Below are 21,609 nucleotides of genomic sequence, written 5' to 3'. Positions count from 1 at the left end.
CCACTGTAGGGAAAGCCTCGGACTGAAATCAAGCAAATTAGGCCATTTCACCGCCGCAAGGTTGACCAGATGGCGGGATCTTCTCCAAAATGCGCGTCAATGTACTGTCGGGTGATGTTCCCAAAGACTCAGAAAAGGTTTCACAATGCATTTCTCTCCTCCGCTTTTCGTTGGTATGGCTATGTGGTCTCATGCTCCCTGGCAACGCAGCCTCTATGGCCGGGGATGCCCTTCAACCGAACGTCTGAGCCGCTATGCAGAAACCTTTTCATCCGTGGAAGGCAACACCACGTTTTATGCCACGCCGAAGCCCGCCACGGTGCTCAACTGGCAGCAGGCGACACCGGATTCATTCCGGTTTACCTTTAAACTGCCTAAAACCATTACTCATCAGTACAAATTGCAGCATTGTCAGAGCCAGCTGAGCGAGTTTTTTCACATCATGGCGCCAGTCGCGGAAAAAACCGGCATCTGGAAAATACAGTTACCCGCCAGTTTCGGCCCGTCTGAACTGCCTGCCCTGTCTGCATTTCTGAAGCAATTCCCGCAGGATTTTACCGTTGGCGTTGAAGTCCGCCATCTGGCCTTCTTTGCGAAAGGGGAAGCTGAAACCGCGCTCAATCGTCTGCTGTGGGAACATCAGGCCAATCGGATTATCATGGATACCCGCCCGGTCTTCTCTGCTGCGCCGACTACAGATGCGGTCATCGATGCCCACCAGAAAAAGCCGAAAGTTCCGGTGCATGCGGTCGCAACGGCGCAGCATCCGGTGGTCCGCTTTATCGGACATCCGGATTTGCCGGCGAACGATGCTTTCTTTGCCAACTGGCTGAAACGCCTGCCGAACTGGCTTGAAGAGGGCAAACAGCCCTATCTGTTCATTCACACGCCGGACAATGATTTTGCGCCGGAGTTAGCCGTTCGTCTTTATCAGCAGTTACAACACGCGCTGGCGGGTCACGCCGGAGCACTACCGGATCTGAAACTGCCTGAAGGCGGTGATCAGGTTTCCTTACTCTGAACCCGCCCTGACGGGGTCGCCAAAGCACAAGACAAGTGTTGTGAATTTATCTACAATACGCGCCTTTTCTGCGGGGAAGGAATCTCCGGATCACATCTGCCCCGAACGGCAGATAAGGACAGGCAACGTCCGGCATCTGTAACTGAATGAGGTAGTAGACATGGCAGGCCACGATAATTTGTTCGCCGCCCCGATTGAAAAGCTGGGTGATTTCACCTTTGATGCGCGGGTCGCCGAAGTATTCCCGGATATGATCCAGCGCTCGGTGCCGGGCTACAGCAACATTATCTCTGCCATCGGCATGCTGGCCGAACGTTTCGCCATGCCGGATTCAAATGTGTATGACCTGGGCTGCTCTTTGGGTGCGGCAACGCTGTCCATGCGCCGCCACATCAACCAGCCTGGCTGTCGGATTATCGGAGTCGATAATTCTCCGGCGATGGTGGAGCGCTGCCGTTTACATGTGAATGCTTACCGCTCGGATACACCGGTCGAGATCGTTGAAGCAGATATCCGGAATGTCGAGATCCACAATGCATCTGTGGTCGTGCTGAACTTCACCCTGCAGTTTCTGGCCCCGGAAGACCGTCGCCAGTTGCTGGAAAAAATTTATGCGGGTCTGCGTCCGGGCGGGATTCTGATCCTGTCGGAAAAGTATGTGTTTGAAAACGATCAGGCACATGAATTGCTGATTGACCTGCACCATGATTTCAAGCGTGCCAATGGTTACAGCGAACTGGAAATCAGCCAGAAGCGCAGTGCCATTGAAAACGTCATGCGCCCCGACAGTATTCCGACTCACCGCCAACGCCTGACCGATATTGGGTTCAGCAGTGTGGAAGTCTGGTTCCAGTGCTTCAACTTCGGCTCTCTGTTTGCCATCAAATAAGCCTCTTTGATTGATTTAAAGGTATCCGTTCCGTCTCATGTTTAGCTTTTCAGAATTTTACCGCTTGCTGGCCAACGACGAGCAACTGCGTCCATGGCTCAATATCCTGCCGCAACAATTATCCGACTGGGAAGCCGCCCAGCACGGCGATATGGGTCGCTGGATGCGCGCGCTGAAAAAATTTCCGACAGACAAACCGGATATCATCGACCTGCACACTCAGGTCAGCGTACAGAACGACGTCCCCATTGCCGACGGTGAGCAGAAAAGGCTGGAAAGCCTGCTGCGGCTCCTGCATCCATGGCGTAAAGGTCCGTATCACATGCATGGAATCCACATTGACACGGAATGGCGTTCCGACTGGAAATGGGATCGCGTGCTGCCCCATATTTCACCGCTCAAACACCGCAAAGTGCTGGATGTAGGGTGTGGCAACGGCTATCACATGTGGCGGATGCTGGGCGAAGGTGCATCACTGACCGTGGGGATTGACCCATCGAACCTGTTTTTGATCCAGTTCGAAGCCATCAAACGCCTGATGGGACAAGATGAACGCGCTTACCTGCTGCCGCTGGGGATTGAGCAACTGCCTGAATTGAAAGCGTTCGACACCGTGTTCAGTATGGGCGTTTTATATCATCGTCGCTCGCCGCTGGATCATCTGCTTCAGTTAAAAAACCAGTTGCGTACCGGGGGTGAGCTGGTTTTGGAGACACTCGTCATAGAAGGTGATGAAAATGCGGTGCTGGTTCCTGCACACCGCTACGCACAAATGCACAATGTGTACTTCTTCCCGTCGGCCAAAGCGCTGAAAGTCTGGCTGGAAAAAACCGGCTTTGTGGATGTTCGTATTGTTGATGAAAATGTCACCACAACCGATGAACAGCGCTCGACGGATTGGATGACAAATAATTCATTGCCGGAATATCTGGATCCAGAAGATCCTTCGAAAACGGTTGAAGGGTATCCCGCACCACGACGGGCCGTGCTCATAGCGACAAATCCTGACTAAAGGTTAACAAAAGGATGCTTTCCGCATCCTTTTTTGTAAGCTAAACTACGGCCCCTAAAGAAAAAACCTATAACGAAACAACATACTTTCGGGAGTAACAATGCTTGGCCGAAGCGCTATTTTTATTGGATTGACTTTTCTATCCGGCTGCTCAATGCTCAGCGCCGAACACGCACCGAAGCGTGACACCAATACGCTGACAGCGATTGAAATGATGGAAACCAATGTTCATTTCCGTCTCAATCGCATGTCGCAGCAAATTAATGAACAAAATGAAAACATTGCTAAGTTAGAAAAAGAGCTATCATCAATGTCAGAAGACTTGAACAAAGTGGCTTCTGTTCCACCCCCTAAACCTGAAGTAATTGTTGAGAAAAAAATAGTGCCGGTACCACAAAATTCTATCGACATCGACCCGAAAACTGCTCACGGAAAAGTGATCCTCGGTGAGGAAGAATGGGTCTGGCTGGACTCAGTGCAATCCTTTTTTAAGGCCAGAGTAGATACTGGCGCAACCACTTCATCCATTAATGCACTGGATGTTCAGGTCTTCGAACGTGATGGGAAACAATGGGCACGATTTAACCTGAGCCATAGTGGTGAAGAGAATCAGCCTGCCGATCAAATTGTCGAAGCCCCGGTCGTCCGCTGGGTTAAAATTCGTCAGTCGTCCGCGGATGACAGCGAGCGCCGCCCTGTTGTCGAAATGTGGCTGAAGCTTGGGAAATTGCACGAAAAAGCGCAGTTTACACTGGCCGACAGAACACAGATGACTTATCCAGTGTTGCTCGGACGCGAATTCTTTAAAGATGTTGCACTCGTCGACGTCGGAAAACAGTTCGTTCAGGGACGGTAATCGCATTTACATGGGGCATGACGTTCTGTCACTGCCCCATTTTCATATTCATTACTTTGCTTGATTCAACCAACAAAGGATAAAGAATAAAGAGGTTGTCATGACGTCAAGAATTCCGTTTTATTTCCTGATCACCTTGCTCGTGATTGCCGGGACTGCATTAAGTCTTTACCGCCATGACGTTTATGGCGTGCCTTGGACACCCGGTGAAAAGCGTGCCCTCTGGGAGCTGGAAGCACGGGTAGAATTCGATGCGATCGGACAGGCAGTGAAAGTTTCCATGGCTGCACCGGAAACCCAGAAAGGCTTTACTCAGATTGATGAAAGTACCTCCTCCCCCGGCTACGGGGTTGCCTTGATCGACACGGATCAGGGCCGTCGTGCGGAATGGTCTATTCGTCAGGCATCCGGCAAGCAAGTGCTGTATTACAAAACGCAAATGCTGGTCGACCCACAGGCAACCTTCTCGTCTGACAAACCCAGAGGCAAGCCTGAAGCGCCAAGCCTGGATAACCCGCAGGAAACTGCGGCCAAGGCAATTCTTGCTCAGGCTAAAACACTGTCATCAGATAATACAACGCTGACCCGTGAAATCCTCAAACAGCTCAATGACAGGAACAACCAGAATGCTTCCTTGCTGTTGAATGCATTCAAGAAAGAGAACATCGTGGTCACTTTGTTGTCTTTGGAAGGCATCCATTCCCGGATTGTTGGGGGGTTACAGCTTGAAGATGGCCGACGCCGTCAGAGTATCACCCCCATGGTCGAAGTCTGGGGCGGCGAAAAATGGCATTTATTCGATCCCAACACGGGTCAGGAAGGTAAACCCAATGATGTGCTGGTCTGGAACCAGCAGGGACATTCATTATTAGACGTCATCGGTGGCCGTAATTCCAATATCAGCTTTTCGATTATTTCTCAGGATATCACGCCGCAACAGGCCACCCGGGAAAAAGTACAGGCTGAAGACTTACTGAACTTCTCGATTCACAGTCTGCCGATTGAAGAACAGGCAATGTTCAAAACCATTATGCTGGTGCCGATTGGCGCTCTCATCGTGGTGTTCTTGCGCGTTATCGTTGGCCTGAAAACATCCGGGACCTTCATGCCGGTTCTGATTGCCGTTGCCTTTGTTCAGACGCAGTTGATCACCGGTGTCCTCGGTTTCCTGCTGATCGTTGGGACAGGCCTGATCATTCGCGGTTATCTGTCGCGGCTCAACCTGCTGCTGGTCGCCCGGATATCCGCCGTAATCGTGTCGGTGATCCTGATTATCTCTATCTTTACCGTGGTTGCCTTTAAGATTGGCTTGGTCGAAGGCCTGACGATCACCTTCTTCCCGATGATCATCTTGTCGTGGACCATCGAACGGATGTCGATCCTGTGGGAAGAAGAAGGAGCGAAAGAAGTTCTGATCCAGGGTGGCGGATCGCTGCTGACGGCGATTATCGTCTATGTCGCCATGACCAATGATCTGGTGCGCCATCTGACATTTAACTTTATCGGCCTGCAACTGATTGTGATGGCCTTAATCCTGATGCTGGGGAACTATACAGGCTACCGCCTGAGCGAGCTCCGCCGCTTCAAACCGCTTGCGGAGGATTAAGCCATGTTCCTATCCCGATATACAACGCCATGGCGGCTGCGCGAACGCGGCATTATGGGCATGAACAAACGCAATCACAGCTACATTGGCCGGTATAACAACCGCAGCCTTTTCCCGCTGGTGGATGACAAACTGAAAACCAAGATTCTGGCCCAGCGTGCCGGCGCGACCGTGCCTGAACTGATAGGCGTGATCGAAAGCCAGGTACATGTCAGAGATATTCACGACATGGTGAAAGACTGGCCGGGCTTTGTCATCAAGCCCGCCCAAGGCTCAGGCGGCAAAGGGATTCTGGTGATTACCAAACATGCCGATGGCTTCTACACCAAACCTTCCGGTGCCGTCATCGATAAGCAGGATGTCGAACGTCATATCACCAACACGCTGGCAGGCTTGTTCTCGCTGGGGGGTAAAAATGATGTGGCCATGGTGGAAAACCTGATCCAGTTTGACGATATCTTTGATGGATTCAGCTTTGAAGGGGTACCGGATATCCGGGTCATCGTCTTTAAAGGTTATCCCGTGATGGCGATGATGCGCTGTTCAACAGCAGCCTCGGATGGGAAAGCGAACCTGCACCAGGGCGCCGTGGGTGTCGGGATTGATATTGCCAGCGGAAAAGCTGTCCGGGCGGTCCAGTTTAACCAGCCGGTTGAACGGCACCCGGACACCGAACGCTTGCTCAGCGAACTGACCGTCCCCAACTGGCACAAGTTACTGGAGCTGGCAGCTAGCGCCTGGGAAATGACCGGCCTGGGTTATATGGGAACCGATATGGTACTCGATAAAGTCAAAGGCCCGATGGTGCTGGAGCTCAATGCACGCCCTGGTCTGGCCATTCAGATCGCGAATGGCTGTGGTTTATTACCCAGGCTGCATCATATTGAAAGTCTGGGTACGCCAAACAAGATGCCATCTCCTGCCGAGCGGGTCGCCTACGCCGCCGAGCAATTTGGTGCGAAACCTCAGTTCTGAACCCTGCTCAGCCCCAATTTTTGATTGGGGCTTTTTACATCCCGCCGGTTCTGCGCATAATAGTTCTATTCGAATCAACAACATTCATCTAGGGCATCAGGAGCATTCATGTCAGACACCCTGAACTTATTCGATCAGCACATTGACCGGACCCTCAGCAACAGCATTAAATGGCAAAAATATCAGGGCCGGGATGTTCTTCCCATGTGGGTGGCGGACAGTGATTTCAGAGTGCCGGATGCCATCACTCAGGCCTTGCATCAGCATGTCGACCACGGCATTTTTGGCTATGGTTCTGCGCCTGAAGCCTTGAGTGAACTGCTGGTTGAGCGCATGGCAACCCTGTATGGTTGGCACATCAAGCCTGAGTGGATTGTCTACCTGCCCGGTTTGGTTTGCGGGTTGAATCTGGCAGTCCGGGCCACGACACAAGCCCATGAAGCAGTCGTCAGCCCGACACCCATTTATCCGAAATTTTTCGCCGCAGCCAAGCATGCAGAACGCCCGTTAGCCCAAGTTCCGGTCACCTTACAGCAGGGCCGCTGGTTATCAGATTTCACCGCTTCGGATGTCCCGGCAAATGCTAAAGTCATGCTGTTTTGCAATCCGCTGAACCCAGGTGGCACCGTCCACACCCGGGAAGATTTAGACGAAGTGCATCAGTTCGCCAAACAACATGATTTGATTGTGTGCTCTGATGAAATCCATTGTGATCTGATTCTGGATGAACAGGCCCGGCATATTCCATTCGCCAGTCTGGATGAAGATGCCGCACAGCGTTCGATCACCCTGCTTGCACCCAGCAAAACCTTTAACATTGCCGGTCTGGGAGCATCCATGGCCATTATTCCGAATTTTGAGTTACGACGCCGGTTTCACCGGGCCAAAGCCGGTATCGTGCCAGAGGTGAATGTCTTGGCATATACCGCCGCTGAAGCGGCTTATCGCGACGGCCAGCCCTGGCTGGATCAGCAACTGAACTATTTACGTCAGCACAGGGATACCTTGCAGACGGCAATCAATCAGATGCCCGGCCTGACACTGCACCCGATCGAAGCCACATATCTTGCCTGGATTGATGCGACAGCATTACCGGTTAGCAACCCACATAAATTCTTCGAGGAAGCTGGGGTGGCTTTCTCTCCCGGACGTGATTTTGGCAATCCCGGCTTTGTTCGCATGAATTTTGGCTGTACCCGCGCGACGCTGGAACTTGCCCTGAGCCGAATGCAGCGAGCCATTGATTCAATTGGTTAATTTTCCGGCAATCGACACTATTTTTTTCTAAAGATTTTCTTCAAGCGTCCGATAGAAAGTGCACGTGGTTAATTTTCTGTCGGACTTCATGCAAATCCATACCTTAGACAAAGCACATCTGATCAGTGAAGTGCAGCTCGGTCACTCTCTCAACCATGCGGTTGGGCAGGGTCGCCGTTCTGATTTCGCGCTGATGCTTGCAATGTTGTCGCCGGATTATCTTGAAACGACACCGACCGAGAAACCACTGCCGCCCAGCACGACGGAAGAACAGCTACGCACCTACTTCGAATTGCAGGAACCCGGGCCACTCACCACGTCTGAGTACTGCTACCCACGTGGCGCAGAACAATCCAATGCTTTTCATGTCGGCGGCCTGACAGCAACCCGCTTGCTCAGTTCTCTGCAGCCGATCGCAATCACCTTCCCACCTCAGGACACCAAAGGCCTGCCGGAAGAGCTCTATCATAACCTTTCAGGTCACGAGCGCCGTCGGATGCCACCCGTTCAGACGGAGCCGATGAAAGGCTCACCTCAGGATCTGTATCTGAATCTGATTCGTGCCAAGCGCTCGGCAGAAATGTACGGGACTGTCGCCACCTTCAACTGATCAGCGCCCCATTATTTCTGTTACATTTCAGCTAATTAAAAATTTTCTTAGGGCAAGTTCACAAAGCGTAAAATTTCGTGACAACCGTCATAAGCCGAACAATTGAATGCCGCTTTCCATCTTTGCTTAACTAAGATTTAACAATAATCCGCTGTTATTTAATTAATTAATAAAGACAGCATGTGGGTGAAAGACGCCTGTTGATTGAGCATCATGACTACATCGATGTATCCACACATAGGAAGATTGCGCTATGAATATTGCAGAATCAGTTATTCTTGTGACGGCTGCAGGCTGCCCGCTTGGAAAAGCGGCATCGTTTCATTTTGCTTCGCTTGGAGCAAAAATCGCACTGGTCGATAGCGATGAAGCCAGACTGATGTCTAATTATCAGGAATGCCGCAACCGGGGTGCTGACTGCTTTTCTTTCTATCTGAAGGATCATCATGAATCCACCATTGCCAATGCCATTGAAGCCATTCACCAACGCTTCGGAAAGATCGACGTTCTGATTAACTGCTGGCTGGGTGTTGAAATGCCTTTGCTCCTGACACAAACGTCAGTCGAAGAGTTTTGCCAGCTGATGACCGAAGGCACATCTGCGTTTTTATCTTTCGGGAAGCAAACCGCCAGCTACATGCGAGCGCAGCAACATCACGGCGTCATCATTAACCTGGCGGCCTGCCGCCCGGACAACCCGATTCCGCTCACCAGCAGTTCCCGAGCCATGCTGGCCGGGTTTACGCAAAGCTGGTCGAAAGAGCTGGCCCAGTACAACATCCGGGTGGGGGGTGTTTTCCCCCTGCTCTTTGATGAGCGTCAGGATCTGCCGCCCAGTACATTGCTCAGCATGCCGATGCAATATGAAATCGCCAGAAGTGCGGAGTATATTGTCACCAATGACTATTTCAATGGCCGGATGATCGAAGCTGAGGTGGTCTGAGTATCATCGCCTCTCCGTTCTCTGATAAAAAAACCCCTTGATTTTCATCAAGGGGTTTTCGTCGCAATCACAACGCATTCAAGCTTTCATTGCTGAATGACTGGACCCAAATGCGTGAGCCCATGCCAGCAGTTAAGCCTTCGCTGCAACCTTCTTAGATTTCGCTTCCGGTGCAGAAGCTGCAACTTTTGTGGCTTCCGCAGGTTTCTGATCGGCTTTCTTCAGAATCACTGTGGTGCCTTCCACGGTTTCGCCTTCGACATAAGCTTTGCCGTAATAAGAAGCCAGCAGCACTTCTTTCAGTTCAGTAATCAGCGGGTAACGCGGGTTCGCGCCGGTACACTGGTCATCAAAGGCTTCAACAGCCAGTTCATCCAGTTTCGCCAGAAAATCTGACTCAGAAACACCCGCCGCCTGAATTGACTTCGGAATATCCAGATTGTCTTTCAGTTCATCCAGCCAGCTCAGCAGACGCTCAATTTTCTTCGCTGTACGGTCGCCCGGCTGAGTCAGACCCAGATGATCCGCTACCTCGGCATAACGACGGCGTGCCTGCGGACGGTCGTACTGAGAGAATGCTGTTTGCTTGGTTGGGTTGTCATTCGCGTTATAACGCACCACGTTTGCAATCAGCAGCGCATTAGCCAGTCCGTGCGGAATGTGGAACTCAGCACCAATCTTGTGTGCCATGGAGTGACAAACCCCCAGGAATGCGTTCGCAAATGCAATCCCCGCAATGGTCGCCGCATTATGGACCTTCTCCCGGGCAATCGGGTCTTTGGCTCCATTGGCATAGCTGGATGGCAGATAGTCTTTCAGCAATTGCAGCGCCTGCAATGCCTGACCATCCGAGTACTCATTCGCCAGCACAGAGACATAAGCTTCCAGTGCGTGCGTTACCGCATCATAGCCACCAAAGGCGGTGAGCGATTTCGGCATATTCATCACCAGGTTTGCATCCACAATCGCCATCTGAGGCGTCAGCTCGTAATCAGCCAGCGGATACTTGGCACCGGTTTCATCGTCAGTCACAACCGCAAACGGTGTCACTTCAGAGCCTGTGCCGGATGTGGTGGTGATACAAACCAGCTCAGCTTTTTTACCCATTTTCGGGAATTTATAGATTCGCTTACGGATATCCATAAAGCGCATCGCCAGTTCTTCGAAATGCGTATCCGGATGTTCGTACATCACCCACATGATTTTCGCCGCATCCATCGGTGACCCACCGCCCAGCGCGATAATCACATCAGGCTGGAAGCTTTTCATGGCTTCAGCGCCTTTTTTCACCACAGTCAGCGTCGGGTCGGCTTCAACATCGTAGAAGGCATGAACGTCCATGCCCTGCGCTTTCAGCAGCGACATCACTTCATCTGCGTATCCGTTGTTAAACAGGAAACGGTCGGTCACCAGAAACGCACGTTTCTTGTCTTCCAGATCCGTCAGTGCAACCGGCAGGCTGCCACGGCGGAAGTAGATTGATTTCGGCAGTTTGTGCCACAGCATATTCTCAGCACGTTTCGCGACCGTTTTCTTGTTGATCAGGTGCTTCGGACCCACGTTTTCAGAAATCGAGTTGCCGCCCCATGAACCACAACCCAGCGTCAGAGAAGGCGCGACATTGAAGTTATACAGGTCGCCGATCCCGCCGTGTGTGGTTGGAATATTGACCAGAATCCGTGCAGTCTTCAGCTTATCGCCAAAGTACTTGATTCGATCTTCATTGATATCCTGATTGGTGTACAGACCCGATGTGTGGCCGATGCCGCCCAGTTCAACCATCTGACAGGCCATCTCGACCGCCTCTTCGAACGTCCTGGCACGGAACATCCCCAGCGTTGGCGACAGTTTTTCATGGGCAAATTCTTCATCAATCGTGATGGCCACCCCTTCACCAATCAGGACTTTTGTATCTGAAGGCACAGCGATACCGGCCATTTCAGCAATCTTGGTGGCTGGCTGACCCACGATATTCGCGTTCAGGTTACCTTCAATCAGGATCACCTTGCGCACTTTATCGGCTTCCGCTTTGTTGAGTACGTAGCCTTTGTGGCTGGCAAAACGGGCTTTCACTTCGTCATACACTTCGTCCATGACAATGACCGCCTGCTCAGACGCACACACCACACCATTGTCGAAGGTTTTCGACATCAGCACAGACGCCACAGCACGTTTGATATCCGCAGTTTCATCGATCACCACAGGTACGTTGCCCGCACCCACGCCGATGGCAGGTTTACCGGAAGAATAAGCCGCTTTCACCATGCCCGGACCACCGGTTGCCAGGATCAGGTTGATATCATCGTGCTTCATCAGCGCGTTTGACAGTTCAACGGAAGGCTGATCAATCCAGCCGATGATGTCTTTCGGCGCACCCGCGGCGACCGCTGCATCCAACACCAGTTTGGCCGCAGCATTGGTGGACTCTTTCGCGCGCGGATGCGGTGAAAAGATAATCCCATTCCGGGTTTTCAGTGAAATCAGAGATTTGAAGATCGCGGTTGACGTCGGGTTGGTCGTGGGGACAATCCCGCAGATAATGCCGACCGGTTCAGCGATTGTCAGCGTGCCGTACTCATCGTTTTCTTCGAGAATACCGCAGGTTTTTTCGTCTTTATATTTGTTGTAAATGAATTCAGAGGCGAAGTGGTTTTTGATGACCTTATCTTCGACAATCCCCATGCCAGATTCCTGAACCGCTTGCTGTGCCAGTGGAATACGGGCATTGTTTGCTGCCAGCGACGCTGCACGGAAGATCTTATCGACCTGCTCCTGGGAAAAAGTCGCGAATACTTTCTGAGCCGCTTTCACACGGGCAACCATTGCATCGAGTTCAGCCAAATTTGTAACAGGCATAGTCAACTCCTAACTTAAGATTGAAAACTTTTTAGTAAGGATACGTCTCAGATTCCTTGTCTGGCGGATGTATTTCCTGGGTTCCGCATACTTAGTAAATTGCTTTCAAAACTGATTTTATGACTTCATCCATCCATAAGATTTGATCTGGATCATGTGAAATGCACAGTTCACAAATCCAAGATAATCACCATGAAATACATTAAAAATCATCAATTTAAAAGAATTCACTCAAGAGTTATTCACAAAATCAATATTTAATCGCGCTTTGCTTGATGTAAAAAAATTACATTTCTTCGACACGTGGATTCAATTTGGAGACCCGCGCCCTCTGACAATCGTCTTCTTGCTGAGCTACCACTTTCGGGTGAGCTTGAAAACCTCATAAAGCCTAAGCCACAATCGTCCAAAACGTGAACTCTTTGAAAACGCATCCTGTACGGTTCTATACGAATCAATGCAACATAGCACATATTATAAAAAGCACGGCATCTATCCGGCAGTGATGCGAAAAGAAACAGTCAGTCTCCCATTTTCACGCTGGCGCTGAACAACAACTTGGCAACGGTCGCTACACTTCAGTATGCTTTTGTCTTTCAATCAAACAGATACATGTTATGGCCCGTTCAGCACTTCAGGAAAAAATCTACGTCACCATTTTTGGCACGCACACACCAGCGGGTAAAACCTTCGACATTGCTTTAATTGTGATTATTCTGGCTTCAATCACCGTCCTGATGCTGGGCTCTGTCAGCAGTATTGGTTCGAGCTGGGGCAAAGTTTTTTTCTGGATGGAATGGTGCTTTACACTGATATTCACTGTTGAATATGTGCTGCGCCTGTACAGTTCGCCCAAACCCGCGGCTTATGCGCGCAGCTTTTATGGCATGGTCGACTTGCTGGCCATATTGCCGACTTATCTGGTTTTTCTGTTTCCGGCCGCGCATTACCTGATGGTCATCCGATTGCTGCGGGTGATGCGGATTTTCCGTGTCCTGAAGCTGATGCGATACTTGCAGGACTCCAACCTGCTGCTGCGTTCTCTGCTGCAATCCAGCCGGAAAATCATGATTTTCTTTACCACAGTCGCGGTGCTGGTCACCGTGTTCGGTTCGCTGATGTTTGTGATTGAAGGGCCGGAAAATGGCTTCACCAGTATTCCTTACAGCATTTACTGGGCGATCGTCACACTGACGACCGTGGGCTACGGCGATATTGTCCCGCAATCTGATCTGGGGAAAGCGCTGGCTTCTTTTACCATGCTGATGGGTTACTCCATCATTGCTGTCCCCACCGGGATTATCTCCGCGGAGATCGGGCATCAAACGCAACTTCACCGCACTTTGGTGAAATGTATGAACTGTTCCCGGTCCGGCCATGAAACCGACGCGATGTTCTGTAAACATTGCGGTAGCCAACTGGCCGATCCGGAACACCGGGTCGTGCCATCAGCAGACACTTAAAAACAACCTTGCCCGGCACGCAATGCGCCGGGCACTTCACAACTGGGGACAGGCTTCACTGCCACTGAATTCCAGCAGCCCCTGCGGCACTTGCATTTCATCCACCAGCTTTCCCCAGTGGTACACTTTCGCAGTAATCTGCGCATTCATGGATTTCATGATTGGCAGTGTCTGGTCGAAAACCACCTTAGATGGCATCGCAGAGAGATAGAAATCTGTCAGATCCGAACTGGCTTCCACTTCCATTTTTCTGCCCAGCTTTGACACGGTCAGTTTCAGATAGCCCCGGCAAGCGTCGGATTCTTTGGTCACACTCAGACCAACCAGTGACGACCCTATCCGCCAGTCCACCGCTTCAGACATCATCCGGCCGACCCAGATTTCCAGCGGCGATCCGTCCTGTGAACCACCGGTCAGCATCAGCTGATGTTGCGGCGTAAAAGCGCCGACAAAAATAAAACCCTGACTTTTCGCGGCATCAAACCAGCCTTTATCCAGATAGGTGACGCCCTGACCCTGATGGCGGATATTGCCCAGTTGAAACTGGTATGCGCTGGGCGTACCCAGGGTATAAACAAAATAGTTCACCGCCACACCAGGTAAATCACCTATCCAGCCAAACGGATTCTGACCGGGATTTTTCCCGTTGGCATAATGCCGATGCGCACCGGTATAAGCTAACTCAAAAGACAAATCTGGCAAAGACAGCCGGATACCGGTCTGATCAATATCGACCAACCCAGGCACATGAAACCGGAAGGCTTCGCTACCGGGTGCACCTGCCAGTTCAACCTGATCAAAATACCGGTCGATCACCACTTGTGGACCGCCAATCGGGGCATATACCACATGCAGGTAACCCCGTTCTTGTGGCGTCGTCATTTCTGGCGTGAGATACGTCTGGGCGCTGATTTTGAAATAGCCGACATGCGGATCATTCAGATAATAGAACCATTGCTCACTCCACGTCTGACTCGTCGGCGAATGAGGACGAATGTCGTCCAACGTTGTCGCCAGCGTGCTCCAGCTCAGACACCAGAACACACAGGCTGCCACCATCAATTTCATGCTGCTGCCTCCATCAGTCACGGTGCGGCACAACATCGTGCCGCACCGTGACAGGGTTAAGGACGACAAATCCGTGCATCTTCAAAGTACAAACCGGCCTGACAGCTTGTTCCGGTGTCGCAATGTGCGTCGGTCTGGCAGTAGCACTCTCCGCGTGTGTTACAGCCGGGGGTCAGATAATCCTCCAGCGGGATTTCCCCACTGACTCGCTGCCAGAACGGATTGGTAAAGACATTGAAAGGATCCAATGTCTCTTTGGCTTGCAGGAATTCCGGCCAGCGATTGAAACGGGAGGGCATGTCTTCAAAGATCGCCACCGAGTTTTTGCCCCAGTGTGGCCGCGCACCGTATTTACGCAGCGACATCTGCTCGATTTCCAGATTCACGAAGTAATTTTTGGGGGCCTTCTTCCCTTCCTGACGCAGGGTATATTCGATGCCGACAAAGGCTGTATCCCGTCCGGCACTCATCCCCAGATAACTTTTCGAAGCCTGACCAAAGCGGAAATAGATCCCATTTAATGGGAAACAAGTTTTGGGGTGAGCCGCAACGATCTGGCGAACATCCCGGATCCAGTCCGGTAATTGCTCGATATCAATCGCCACTTCCTGTAACGCAATCGGCAACCGGTCCCAGATACAGCGGTTCGGATCTTTACATTTGAAATACTGCATCTGATCTGAATACCCGACCGGATCACTCACTTTCCGGCCTGTCTCCAGATCCCGGAAATAAGAGTCCGCTCTGGCCTGATACCGGGCAGAAGCCGCCAGACACTGCAGTCCGCTCCCCGGAAACTCATGAGCCGCATTGAACAGCAGGCCGAAGAAAAACTCCTCCAGATCCGATACATCCGCCTGCGCGTTATAAGCATTTCCCGGTGTTTCTAAAGGCACCGGTTCATAAATGGTTGTGGTATAGCGGCCCAGACCGGGAAACCAGGCGATATTGGCCGAATAATGACTGCGAGCAATGTCCAGCACCTGATCTTCCAGTCCGTCATCACTCCGATAGCCATTCACGCTTGCCCTGACCTTAAACGCGTCTTCCAGCTGCAGGGTGACTTCCACCACCACGCCGAGCACCCCTAGGTTCACCCGGGCCGCATTCAGTAAATCACCCGTCAGGACACGGGCCTGCCCTTGTCCGTCCACCACTTTCATGGCCGTCACATAATCAGCCAGCATATTGCTGGGCTTTTCCAGCGTCGAGCCATGAGTCCCACTGCCCAGCATGCCGCCGATGGTAAAGGTTCCCAGTTCAGTGACCATATTCACCGCCAGTCCCTGAGCGCGGAGAAATTCATTCAGGTCGTTAAATCGCATTCCTGCTTCTACCGTCACTTGCTTTTGAACGGCATCAAAATGGACAATCTTATCCATATTCTTCAGGGTAATCTGAACCTGCCCTTCCCCGGCACAGGCCGCATCAATCTGGCTGGCAAATTTACGGTTTCCCGTCATCACGGTTTTTCCTTCTGCCAGCGCTGACGCCACAATCGCCTCGACTTCTTCGACTGAGGCAGGATCATAAATCACCCCCGGATGGCAGGTATAAGTGCCCTGATAATTGGTCAGGGTTGTCTCCGGCTCACTGGACTGAATCACAAAAGCCACACCGACGGCGGCCACCAGCACAAACAACGAACGTCCGATTTTTTTCATGAGGATTTCCCTTTTCTGTGTTGTGCCCTTCCGTTTGTCTGAACCGCCGGACGAGTGAAGGGGCCGTTTTCCTTAGCCAAACCGCGGTAAGATCTGAGTTTCGATCACTTCCCGGACCGCACGACTGTGCGCATCAGCACGATTTCTGAAAAAGTCACCAACCTCAGCCCGGTAACTGTTGTCTGGCCGCGGACCAATCTCCGGCACCCAAAGGGCATGATTGGTGGTGGCAAAATTCAGCGCAGGGTGCCCTAAAATGGCCATGGGTCCCTGTGCCAGATTCTGAGCATCAAACAACCAGATCTCTTTCCCGTTGCCGATCCCCTGCGTCGGCTGCTGACGCACCACTGCAGTGAACACATACCCATCCTGCTGTGAGCTCGCACCAGGCCTGGACATAAACTGGGGCGTGCGCATGACACAGTCTTCAGGAAACTGATAAGCGTCCGTCAACGTCATGGTGTTGCAATCCAGATGAACCAGAGCGGAAGGTCGGGTTTCCTGCGGTAAGGTGTCGTTGGTGTAGAAACGATTCGGGTACTGGCTGTAAGCATCGGCCACCCGCTTCACGACATGTTCAGGCCGGTATCCGACGGCGGCCCAGTAGATATGCTCAAAGGTTTCAGGAAACTGAAAATGCCCCTGATACGCAGGGTCATTCATGTCCCAGAACAGCTGATCATCACGCAGCAGCCGGAAATCTGTGGGGATCTCGCGAACGCGATCCGGTTTGACCTGAATCCGGGTCCGGGTCAGTCCGCCCACATCAACCGGTGCAGCCGGATAACCGGCAATACGCGCCGACACCCGGCCCCCGAACTGGCATCGCTCCCAGTGATATTGCGGCTCCGATTTATCCATGGCGCCCAAGTACTGGCCATACAGCGTGATTTCATCATCGTGGTCATCGTAGTTACACATCACATCAGAGGTGTCGAAATTCAGCTCAAGATAGTCCGCGACAACCTGTGTGTTTCCGGCTTTCAAATCTTTCTTGCGGATAATCCAGACCGGCGTACGGTGCTGCTGCGGTGCAACACTGCGAATGCCCATCATCCGCAGGGGTTCGACCTGGGCCGCCGTTTCGAAAATCAGAATATGATGCCGGGTGACACCCAGAGAGTGCGCGGTTGCAGCAATAAACGCCGGTCGGCCATCTCTGCCAACCACTTGCCAGTGCTTGAGTGCCCCCTGTTGATCCCAGCGGATCAGGTCAACAAAACCCTCTGCGGTGCCAATGTTGCCAAGATTGCCGCCGTAATTGATGGTGAAACACACTTGTGTTTCCAGATCAAAATAAGGATGTCCCGTCGTCCTCACTTGTGGAAATAACCATTTTTCCGGCGTAAGTGCGTCAATGAAAGGCGGCAGGCTGCTTTTCCATTCATCGTAGTGACCAATCGGCGTGATGAGCTCCAGCGACATCGCATCAAACTCATAGGGCACACCCCCTTCGAAACTCAACGCAAAGCGATTGTTGCCCATATAATTCGGGGCAGTATTGCATGTATTCACAAACCCCATGGTCGGGCTGTAATGCACCATGCCACCCAGCAGGCGAAATCGATCCGGCCAGCTGTCAATGGACTGCTGCATGAGAACAGACGGCGTCTGAATCATTTTACGCGTAAACTGAGGGGTGCCATTCGGCTGGAAATCAATCCGGGTCAGTGCTCCCCGACCGCTGGGGGTGAAATGCCCCTCTTCCAGTGGGATGCCCTCCGCAAAAAAGACATGCCCGAACATGTCACCCGGCAACTGCCCGTACAGCAAAGACAACTCACCAGACTGGTCGGTGAGATGTGCATCCATAATGCTCTGGGGAAATGAGGTGGATACGGGCGAAGGAAAGGCATAACGACTGACCGGTGTCATCGCCACGCCAGCCAGACCTTTTAAAAAAGACCTTCTTTTCATCACGAATATCCGCTGGTTATCTGTAAACGTAACTCTAGCGGTGAATCATTATATGAAAGGAAAGTTTTAGGGTTTTGCAAAATACATCAAGATACGCATGCAAAAATCAGCTCATTTACAAAGAAGTTCATTATTAGCAGTGTTTTTTCAGGACAGAATCTGATGTGAGAGCACTTCATTTTATTTATGAATGAGTTAATAAGAGCAAAAAACAAACAGGCTGAAAATTTTCTGATTGAAAAACCTAGCATTTCCCGGAAATAAGCATAAAAAAAGAGCCACTGAATTCTCGTGGCTCTTTTCTGTCTCATTTTATGCACTCAGGAACAGTGACACCTTATTTTCGACGCCAGGTTGTCCCCTGCGGACCATCTTCAAGAATGATCCCCATTTCAGTCAGCTTGTCACGCGCGGCATCCGCTGCAGCCCAATCTTTCGCAGCACGGGCATCCAGACGCTGCTGAATCAGTGATTCGATTTCAGCGACATCATCTTGCTTCGCACCACTTTGCAGGAAGGTTTCCGGATCCTGAGCCAGCAGGCCCAGCACTTCGCCCAGTTCACGCAAGCGCGCACCCAGCGCAGACGCAGCCGTCAGATCTTCCGCTTTCAGTCGGTTGGTTTCGCGCGCCATATCGAACAGTACTGAATACGCTTCCGGGGTATTGAAATCGTCATCCATTGACGCTTTAAAACGCTCAACAAATGCTTCACCACCCGCCGCTGCAACCGTGCTGTCCAGACCACGCAACGCCGTGTACAGACGTTCCAGCGCTGAACGTGCCTGCTTGAGGTTATCCTCGCTGTAATTCAACTGGCTGCGGTAATGGCCCGACATCAGGAAATAACGCACGGTTTCTGCATCATAATGATTCAGAACATCGCGAATCGTGAAGAAATTCCCCAGAGACTTAGACATTTTTTCGCGATCAACCATCACCATTCCGCTGTGCATCCAAGTATTTACATACTGGGTGCCGTGGGCGCAGCAAGACTGAGCGATTTCGTTTTCATGGTGCGGGAATTGAAGATCTGAACCACCACCGTGAATATCAAAGTGATCGCCCAGAATCGCTGAGTTCATGGCTGAACATTCAATGTGCCAGCCCGGACGACCCGGTCCCCAAGGCGATTCCCAGGTGGGTTCACCCGGCTTGGACATTTTCCACAGCACAAAGTCCAGCGGGCTGCGTTTCGCGGTCTCGATATCAACACGCGCACCGGCCTGCAGCTGTTCCAGATCCTGGCCAGACAGTTGGCCGTATTCGTCGTATTTACTGACTTCAAACATGACATCGCCATTGTCTGCCACATAAGCAAAACCGCGTTCGATCAAACGCTCACACAGCGCAATAATCTCAGCAATAAAATTGGTTGCCCGCGGTTCAACGTCCGGACGCGCCATACCCAGCGCATCAAAATCGGCGTACATTTCACCAATCAGACGCTCTGTGAGCATATCGCAGCTCTCGCCGTTCTCTGCTGCTCGCTTGATGATTTTGTCATCAATATCTGTGATATTACGGACGAACGTCAGATCATAACCGCTGTAACGCAAGTAGCGCGACACCACGTCGAACGCGACAAAAGTCCGACCGTGGCCGATGTGACATAAATCGTAAATTGTAACCCCACAGACGTACATGCCGACCTTGCCAGGCACGATGGGTTTAAATTCCTCTTTTTGTCGAGTCAGTGAGTTATAGATCTTTAACATGTCTGATAATTACTCATTTTCGGGGTTACGATTCAAAGGACTGATTATACTCATGTGTCCTCAAGATGCTAGGTGCAGTCAGGCCACTTCATCTTTTACTGTCCGGTGCCCAAGCGCTTCCGGGCTCAGATGTTCGCTGAGTTTTCGGCCTGATTTTACCTCTCAGAACGCTCTTCTATAGTTAAAGGGATAAAATCAGCCCGTTCAACGTGTATTGACGCTTTGACTTAGTTCGTTAGAATTCAGGGTTTAAAGCAATACACTCCAGTTAAGGATAAGCTCATGGTAACGCTTCACACCACTTTTGGTGACATTAAAATTCAGCTGAACTCAGAAAAAGCACCAGAAACCAGCGCCAACTTCCTGCAATATTGCCGTGATGGTTTTTACAATGGCACCCTGTTCCACCGTGTGATTGACGGCTTCATGATCCAGGGCGGCGGCATGGCTTCCGGTATGGTTGAGAAAGAAACCCGCGATCCGATCAAAAATGAAGCAAGCAACGGCCTGAGCAACAAAACGGGTACCATCGCGATGGCTCGCACTATGGAACCACATTCAGCCAGCTCTCAGTTCTTCATTAACGTGAACGACAACAACTTTCTGGACTTCAAATCAGAGACGCCAGACGGCTGGGGTTACTGTGTATTTGGCGAAGTGGTTGAAGGCATGGATGTTGTGAACAAAATCAAAGCCGTTGCAACCGGCAACTGGGGTTATGTTCATCAGGACGTACCCGTTGAAGAAGTGGTGATCAACTCCGTCACCATCGAAGAATAAAATACTCTGTTCGTGGCCGGGTTCACCGGTCACGTTCTTTTGGATGCTATGACCACTTGCTTTATTGCAGATTTGCATTTGAGTGCAGATCGCCCCGATATTACGAATTGTTTCCTTCGATTTCTGTCTGAAGAAGCCACCCAATGCGAAGCACTGTACGTGCTGGGTGATCTGTTTGAGATGTGGATTGGTGACGACGATGAAACTCCCTTTCACCGGCAGATTACTGAGGCGTTCAAAACGCTGACGGATGCGGGTGTCCCCTGCTTTTTTATCCACGGCAACCGGGATTTTTTGATCGGCAAACAATTCAGCCGCGAAACTGGTGTGACGCTCTTACCCGAACACACGGTCATTGACTTATATGGCACCCCAACCTTAATCCTTCACGGCGATACGCTGTGTACACGGGATGAAAGTTATCAGCGCTATCGAAAAAAGGTCCACAATCCACTGATTCAATGGCTGTTTCTGCGACTCCCCCTGTCATGGCGACAGGCTGTTGGTCGCAAAATGAGAGCCGACAGCAGCAATACGAATCAAATGAAAGCAGATGCGATCATGGATGTTACACCTGAAGCCGTCGTTGATTTGATGCGTCAAACTCAGGTGAAGCACATGATCCACGGACACACGCACCGCCCTGCTGTCCATGCCCTTCAGGTGGACCATCAACAGGCCACACGAATTGTCTTGGGGGATTGGTATGATCAGGGTTCGGTACTCGTCTGCACACCCGATGGGAATCACCTTGAAACCAGACGATTTCAGGCAGCCTGAGATGACATGAAAGTCATGCCACTGGCATTCATCAGCTCAATCATTGACCATTATACTTTCTGTTGTCCCTTCAGATGTGCTGATTATTTTTATTTATCCAACACATCTTTTGGGCTGAAGATCACAAGGCGCGTAATTTCTCAGCGATAGTTCACATCCGGTGGAAAGTTCTGCTGCGAATATTACCTATCAATG

The 21,609-nt window shown here is 51.3% G+C and carries 17 protein-coding genes; 12 read left to right on the top strand and 5 right to left on the bottom strand.

Going from position 1 to position 21,609, the window contains the following annotated elements; all coding sequences use genetic code 11:
* The first annotated feature begins 145 nt into the window (after positions 1 to 145).
* The 9 genes from KDD30_RS04680 (at position 146) to KDD30_RS04640 (ending at position 9,169) form a co-directional block, all read left to right on the top strand.
* Positions 146 to 1,021 carry a DUF72 domain-containing protein gene (locus KDD30_RS04680; protein ID WP_211647620.1) on the top strand — a complete coding sequence of 292 codons (876 nt, stop codon included), beginning with the start codon at positions 146 to 148 and terminating at the stop codon, positions 1,019 to 1,021.
* A 160-nt stretch (positions 1,022 to 1,181) separates the two neighbouring features.
* On the top strand, positions 1,182 to 1,910 hold the full coding sequence (cmoA, locus tag KDD30_RS04675; RefSeq protein ID WP_211647619.1) for a carboxy-S-adenosyl-L-methionine synthase CmoA: 729 nt from the start codon (positions 1,182 to 1,184) through the stop codon (positions 1,908 to 1,910).
* Positions 1,911 to 1,947: 37 nt separating this feature from the next.
* The gene (gene cmoB, locus KDD30_RS04670; RefSeq protein ID WP_211647618.1) at positions 1,948 to 2,922 is read left to right on the top strand and encodes a tRNA 5-methoxyuridine(34)/uridine 5-oxyacetic acid(34) synthase CmoB; all 975 of its coding nucleotides are present in this window, start codon (positions 1,948 to 1,950) and stop codon (positions 2,920 to 2,922) included.
* 100 nt (positions 2,923 to 3,022) lie between these two features.
* A complete protein-coding gene (locus KDD30_RS04665) occupies positions 3,023 to 3,778 on the top strand; it encodes an ATP-dependent zinc protease (protein ID WP_211647617.1) in 756 nt (251 codons plus the stop codon).
* A gap of 100 nt (positions 3,779 to 3,878) precedes the next feature.
* Positions 3,879 to 5,384: an inactive transglutaminase family protein gene (locus tag KDD30_RS04660; RefSeq protein WP_211647616.1), complete on the top strand. Its 1,506-nt coding sequence runs from the start codon at positions 3,879 to 3,881 to the stop codon at positions 5,382 to 5,384.
* Positions 5,385 to 5,387: 3 nt separating this feature from the next.
* A complete protein-coding gene (locus KDD30_RS04655) occupies positions 5,388 to 6,359 on the top strand; it encodes an alpha-L-glutamate ligase-like protein (RefSeq protein ID WP_211647615.1) in 972 nt (323 codons plus the stop codon).
* Between the two features lie 108 nt (positions 6,360 to 6,467).
* Positions 6,468 to 7,616, top strand: a complete 1,149-nt coding sequence (locus tag KDD30_RS04650; RefSeq protein WP_211647614.1) for a MalY/PatB family protein — start codon at positions 6,468 to 6,470, stop codon at positions 7,614 to 7,616.
* Between the two features lie 88 nt (positions 7,617 to 7,704).
* Positions 7,705 to 8,226 (top strand): VC2046/SO_2500 family protein, encoded by a 522-nt coding sequence (locus tag KDD30_RS04645; RefSeq protein WP_211649546.1) that lies wholly within the window; start codon positions 7,705 to 7,707, stop codon positions 8,224 to 8,226.
* 253 nt (positions 8,227 to 8,479) lie between these two features.
* Positions 8,480 to 9,169 (top strand): SDR family oxidoreductase, encoded by a 690-nt coding sequence (locus KDD30_RS04640; protein WP_211647613.1) that lies wholly within the window; start codon positions 8,480 to 8,482, stop codon positions 9,167 to 9,169.
* A gap of 132 nt (positions 9,170 to 9,301) precedes the next feature.
* On the opposite strand, the gene adhE is transcribed toward KDD30_RS04640, so the two are convergent.
* On the bottom strand, positions 9,302 to 12,025 hold the full coding sequence (gene adhE / locus KDD30_RS04635; protein ID WP_211647612.1) for a bifunctional acetaldehyde-CoA/alcohol dehydrogenase: 2,724 nt from the start codon (positions 12,023 to 12,025) through the stop codon (positions 9,302 to 9,304).
* Positions 12,026 to 12,642: 617 nt separating this feature from the next.
* Between adhE and KDD30_RS04630 the strand changes: the two genes are divergently transcribed.
* Positions 12,643 to 13,488, top strand: a complete 846-nt coding sequence (locus tag KDD30_RS04630) for an ion transporter (RefSeq protein WP_211647611.1) — start codon at positions 12,643 to 12,645, stop codon at positions 13,486 to 13,488.
* 36 nt (positions 13,489 to 13,524) lie between these two features.
* Here KDD30_RS04630 and KDD30_RS04625 read toward each other — a convergent pair whose 3' ends face one another.
* From KDD30_RS04625 to cysS, 4 genes are all read right to left on the bottom strand, one after another.
* A complete protein-coding gene (locus KDD30_RS04625) occupies positions 13,525 to 14,556 on the bottom strand; it encodes a hypothetical protein (protein WP_211647610.1) in 1,032 nt (343 codons plus the stop codon).
* Positions 14,557 to 14,612: 56 nt separating this feature from the next.
* On the bottom strand, positions 14,613 to 16,220 hold the full coding sequence (locus KDD30_RS04620; protein ID WP_211647609.1) for a D-arabinono-1,4-lactone oxidase: 1,608 nt from the start codon (positions 16,218 to 16,220) through the stop codon (positions 14,613 to 14,615).
* A gap of 72 nt (positions 16,221 to 16,292) precedes the next feature.
* On the bottom strand, positions 16,293 to 18,137 hold the full coding sequence (locus tag KDD30_RS04615; RefSeq protein WP_211647608.1) for a carotenoid oxygenase family protein: 1,845 nt from the start codon (positions 18,135 to 18,137) through the stop codon (positions 16,293 to 16,295).
* Between the two features lie 337 nt (positions 18,138 to 18,474).
* Complete coding sequence (gene cysS, locus KDD30_RS04610; RefSeq protein ID WP_211647607.1) at positions 18,475 to 19,854, bottom strand: cysteine--tRNA ligase; 1,380 nt, start codon at positions 19,852 to 19,854, stop codon at positions 18,475 to 18,477.
* A gap of 282 nt (positions 19,855 to 20,136) precedes the next feature.
* On the opposite strand from cysS, the gene KDD30_RS04605 reads away from it, so the two are divergent.
* Positions 20,137 to 20,634, top strand: coding sequence for a peptidylprolyl isomerase (locus KDD30_RS04605; protein ID WP_211647606.1), 498 nt, complete (start codon positions 20,137 to 20,139; stop codon positions 20,632 to 20,634).
* 48 nt (positions 20,635 to 20,682) lie between these two features.
* On the top strand, positions 20,683 to 21,414 hold the full coding sequence (gene lpxH, locus KDD30_RS04600; RefSeq protein ID WP_211647605.1) for a UDP-2,3-diacylglucosamine diphosphatase: 732 nt from the start codon (positions 20,683 to 20,685) through the stop codon (positions 21,412 to 21,414).
* Positions 21,415 to 21,609: the final 195 nt, after the last annotated feature.

The sequence above is a fragment of the Photobacterium sp. GJ3 genome (assembly GCF_018199995.1).
Classification (GTDB): domain Bacteria; phylum Pseudomonadota; class Gammaproteobacteria; order Enterobacterales; family Vibrionaceae; genus Photobacterium.
The sequence above is the reverse complement of the archived record's forward strand: the minus strand, read 5'-3'. Positions and strand labels throughout refer to the sequence as shown.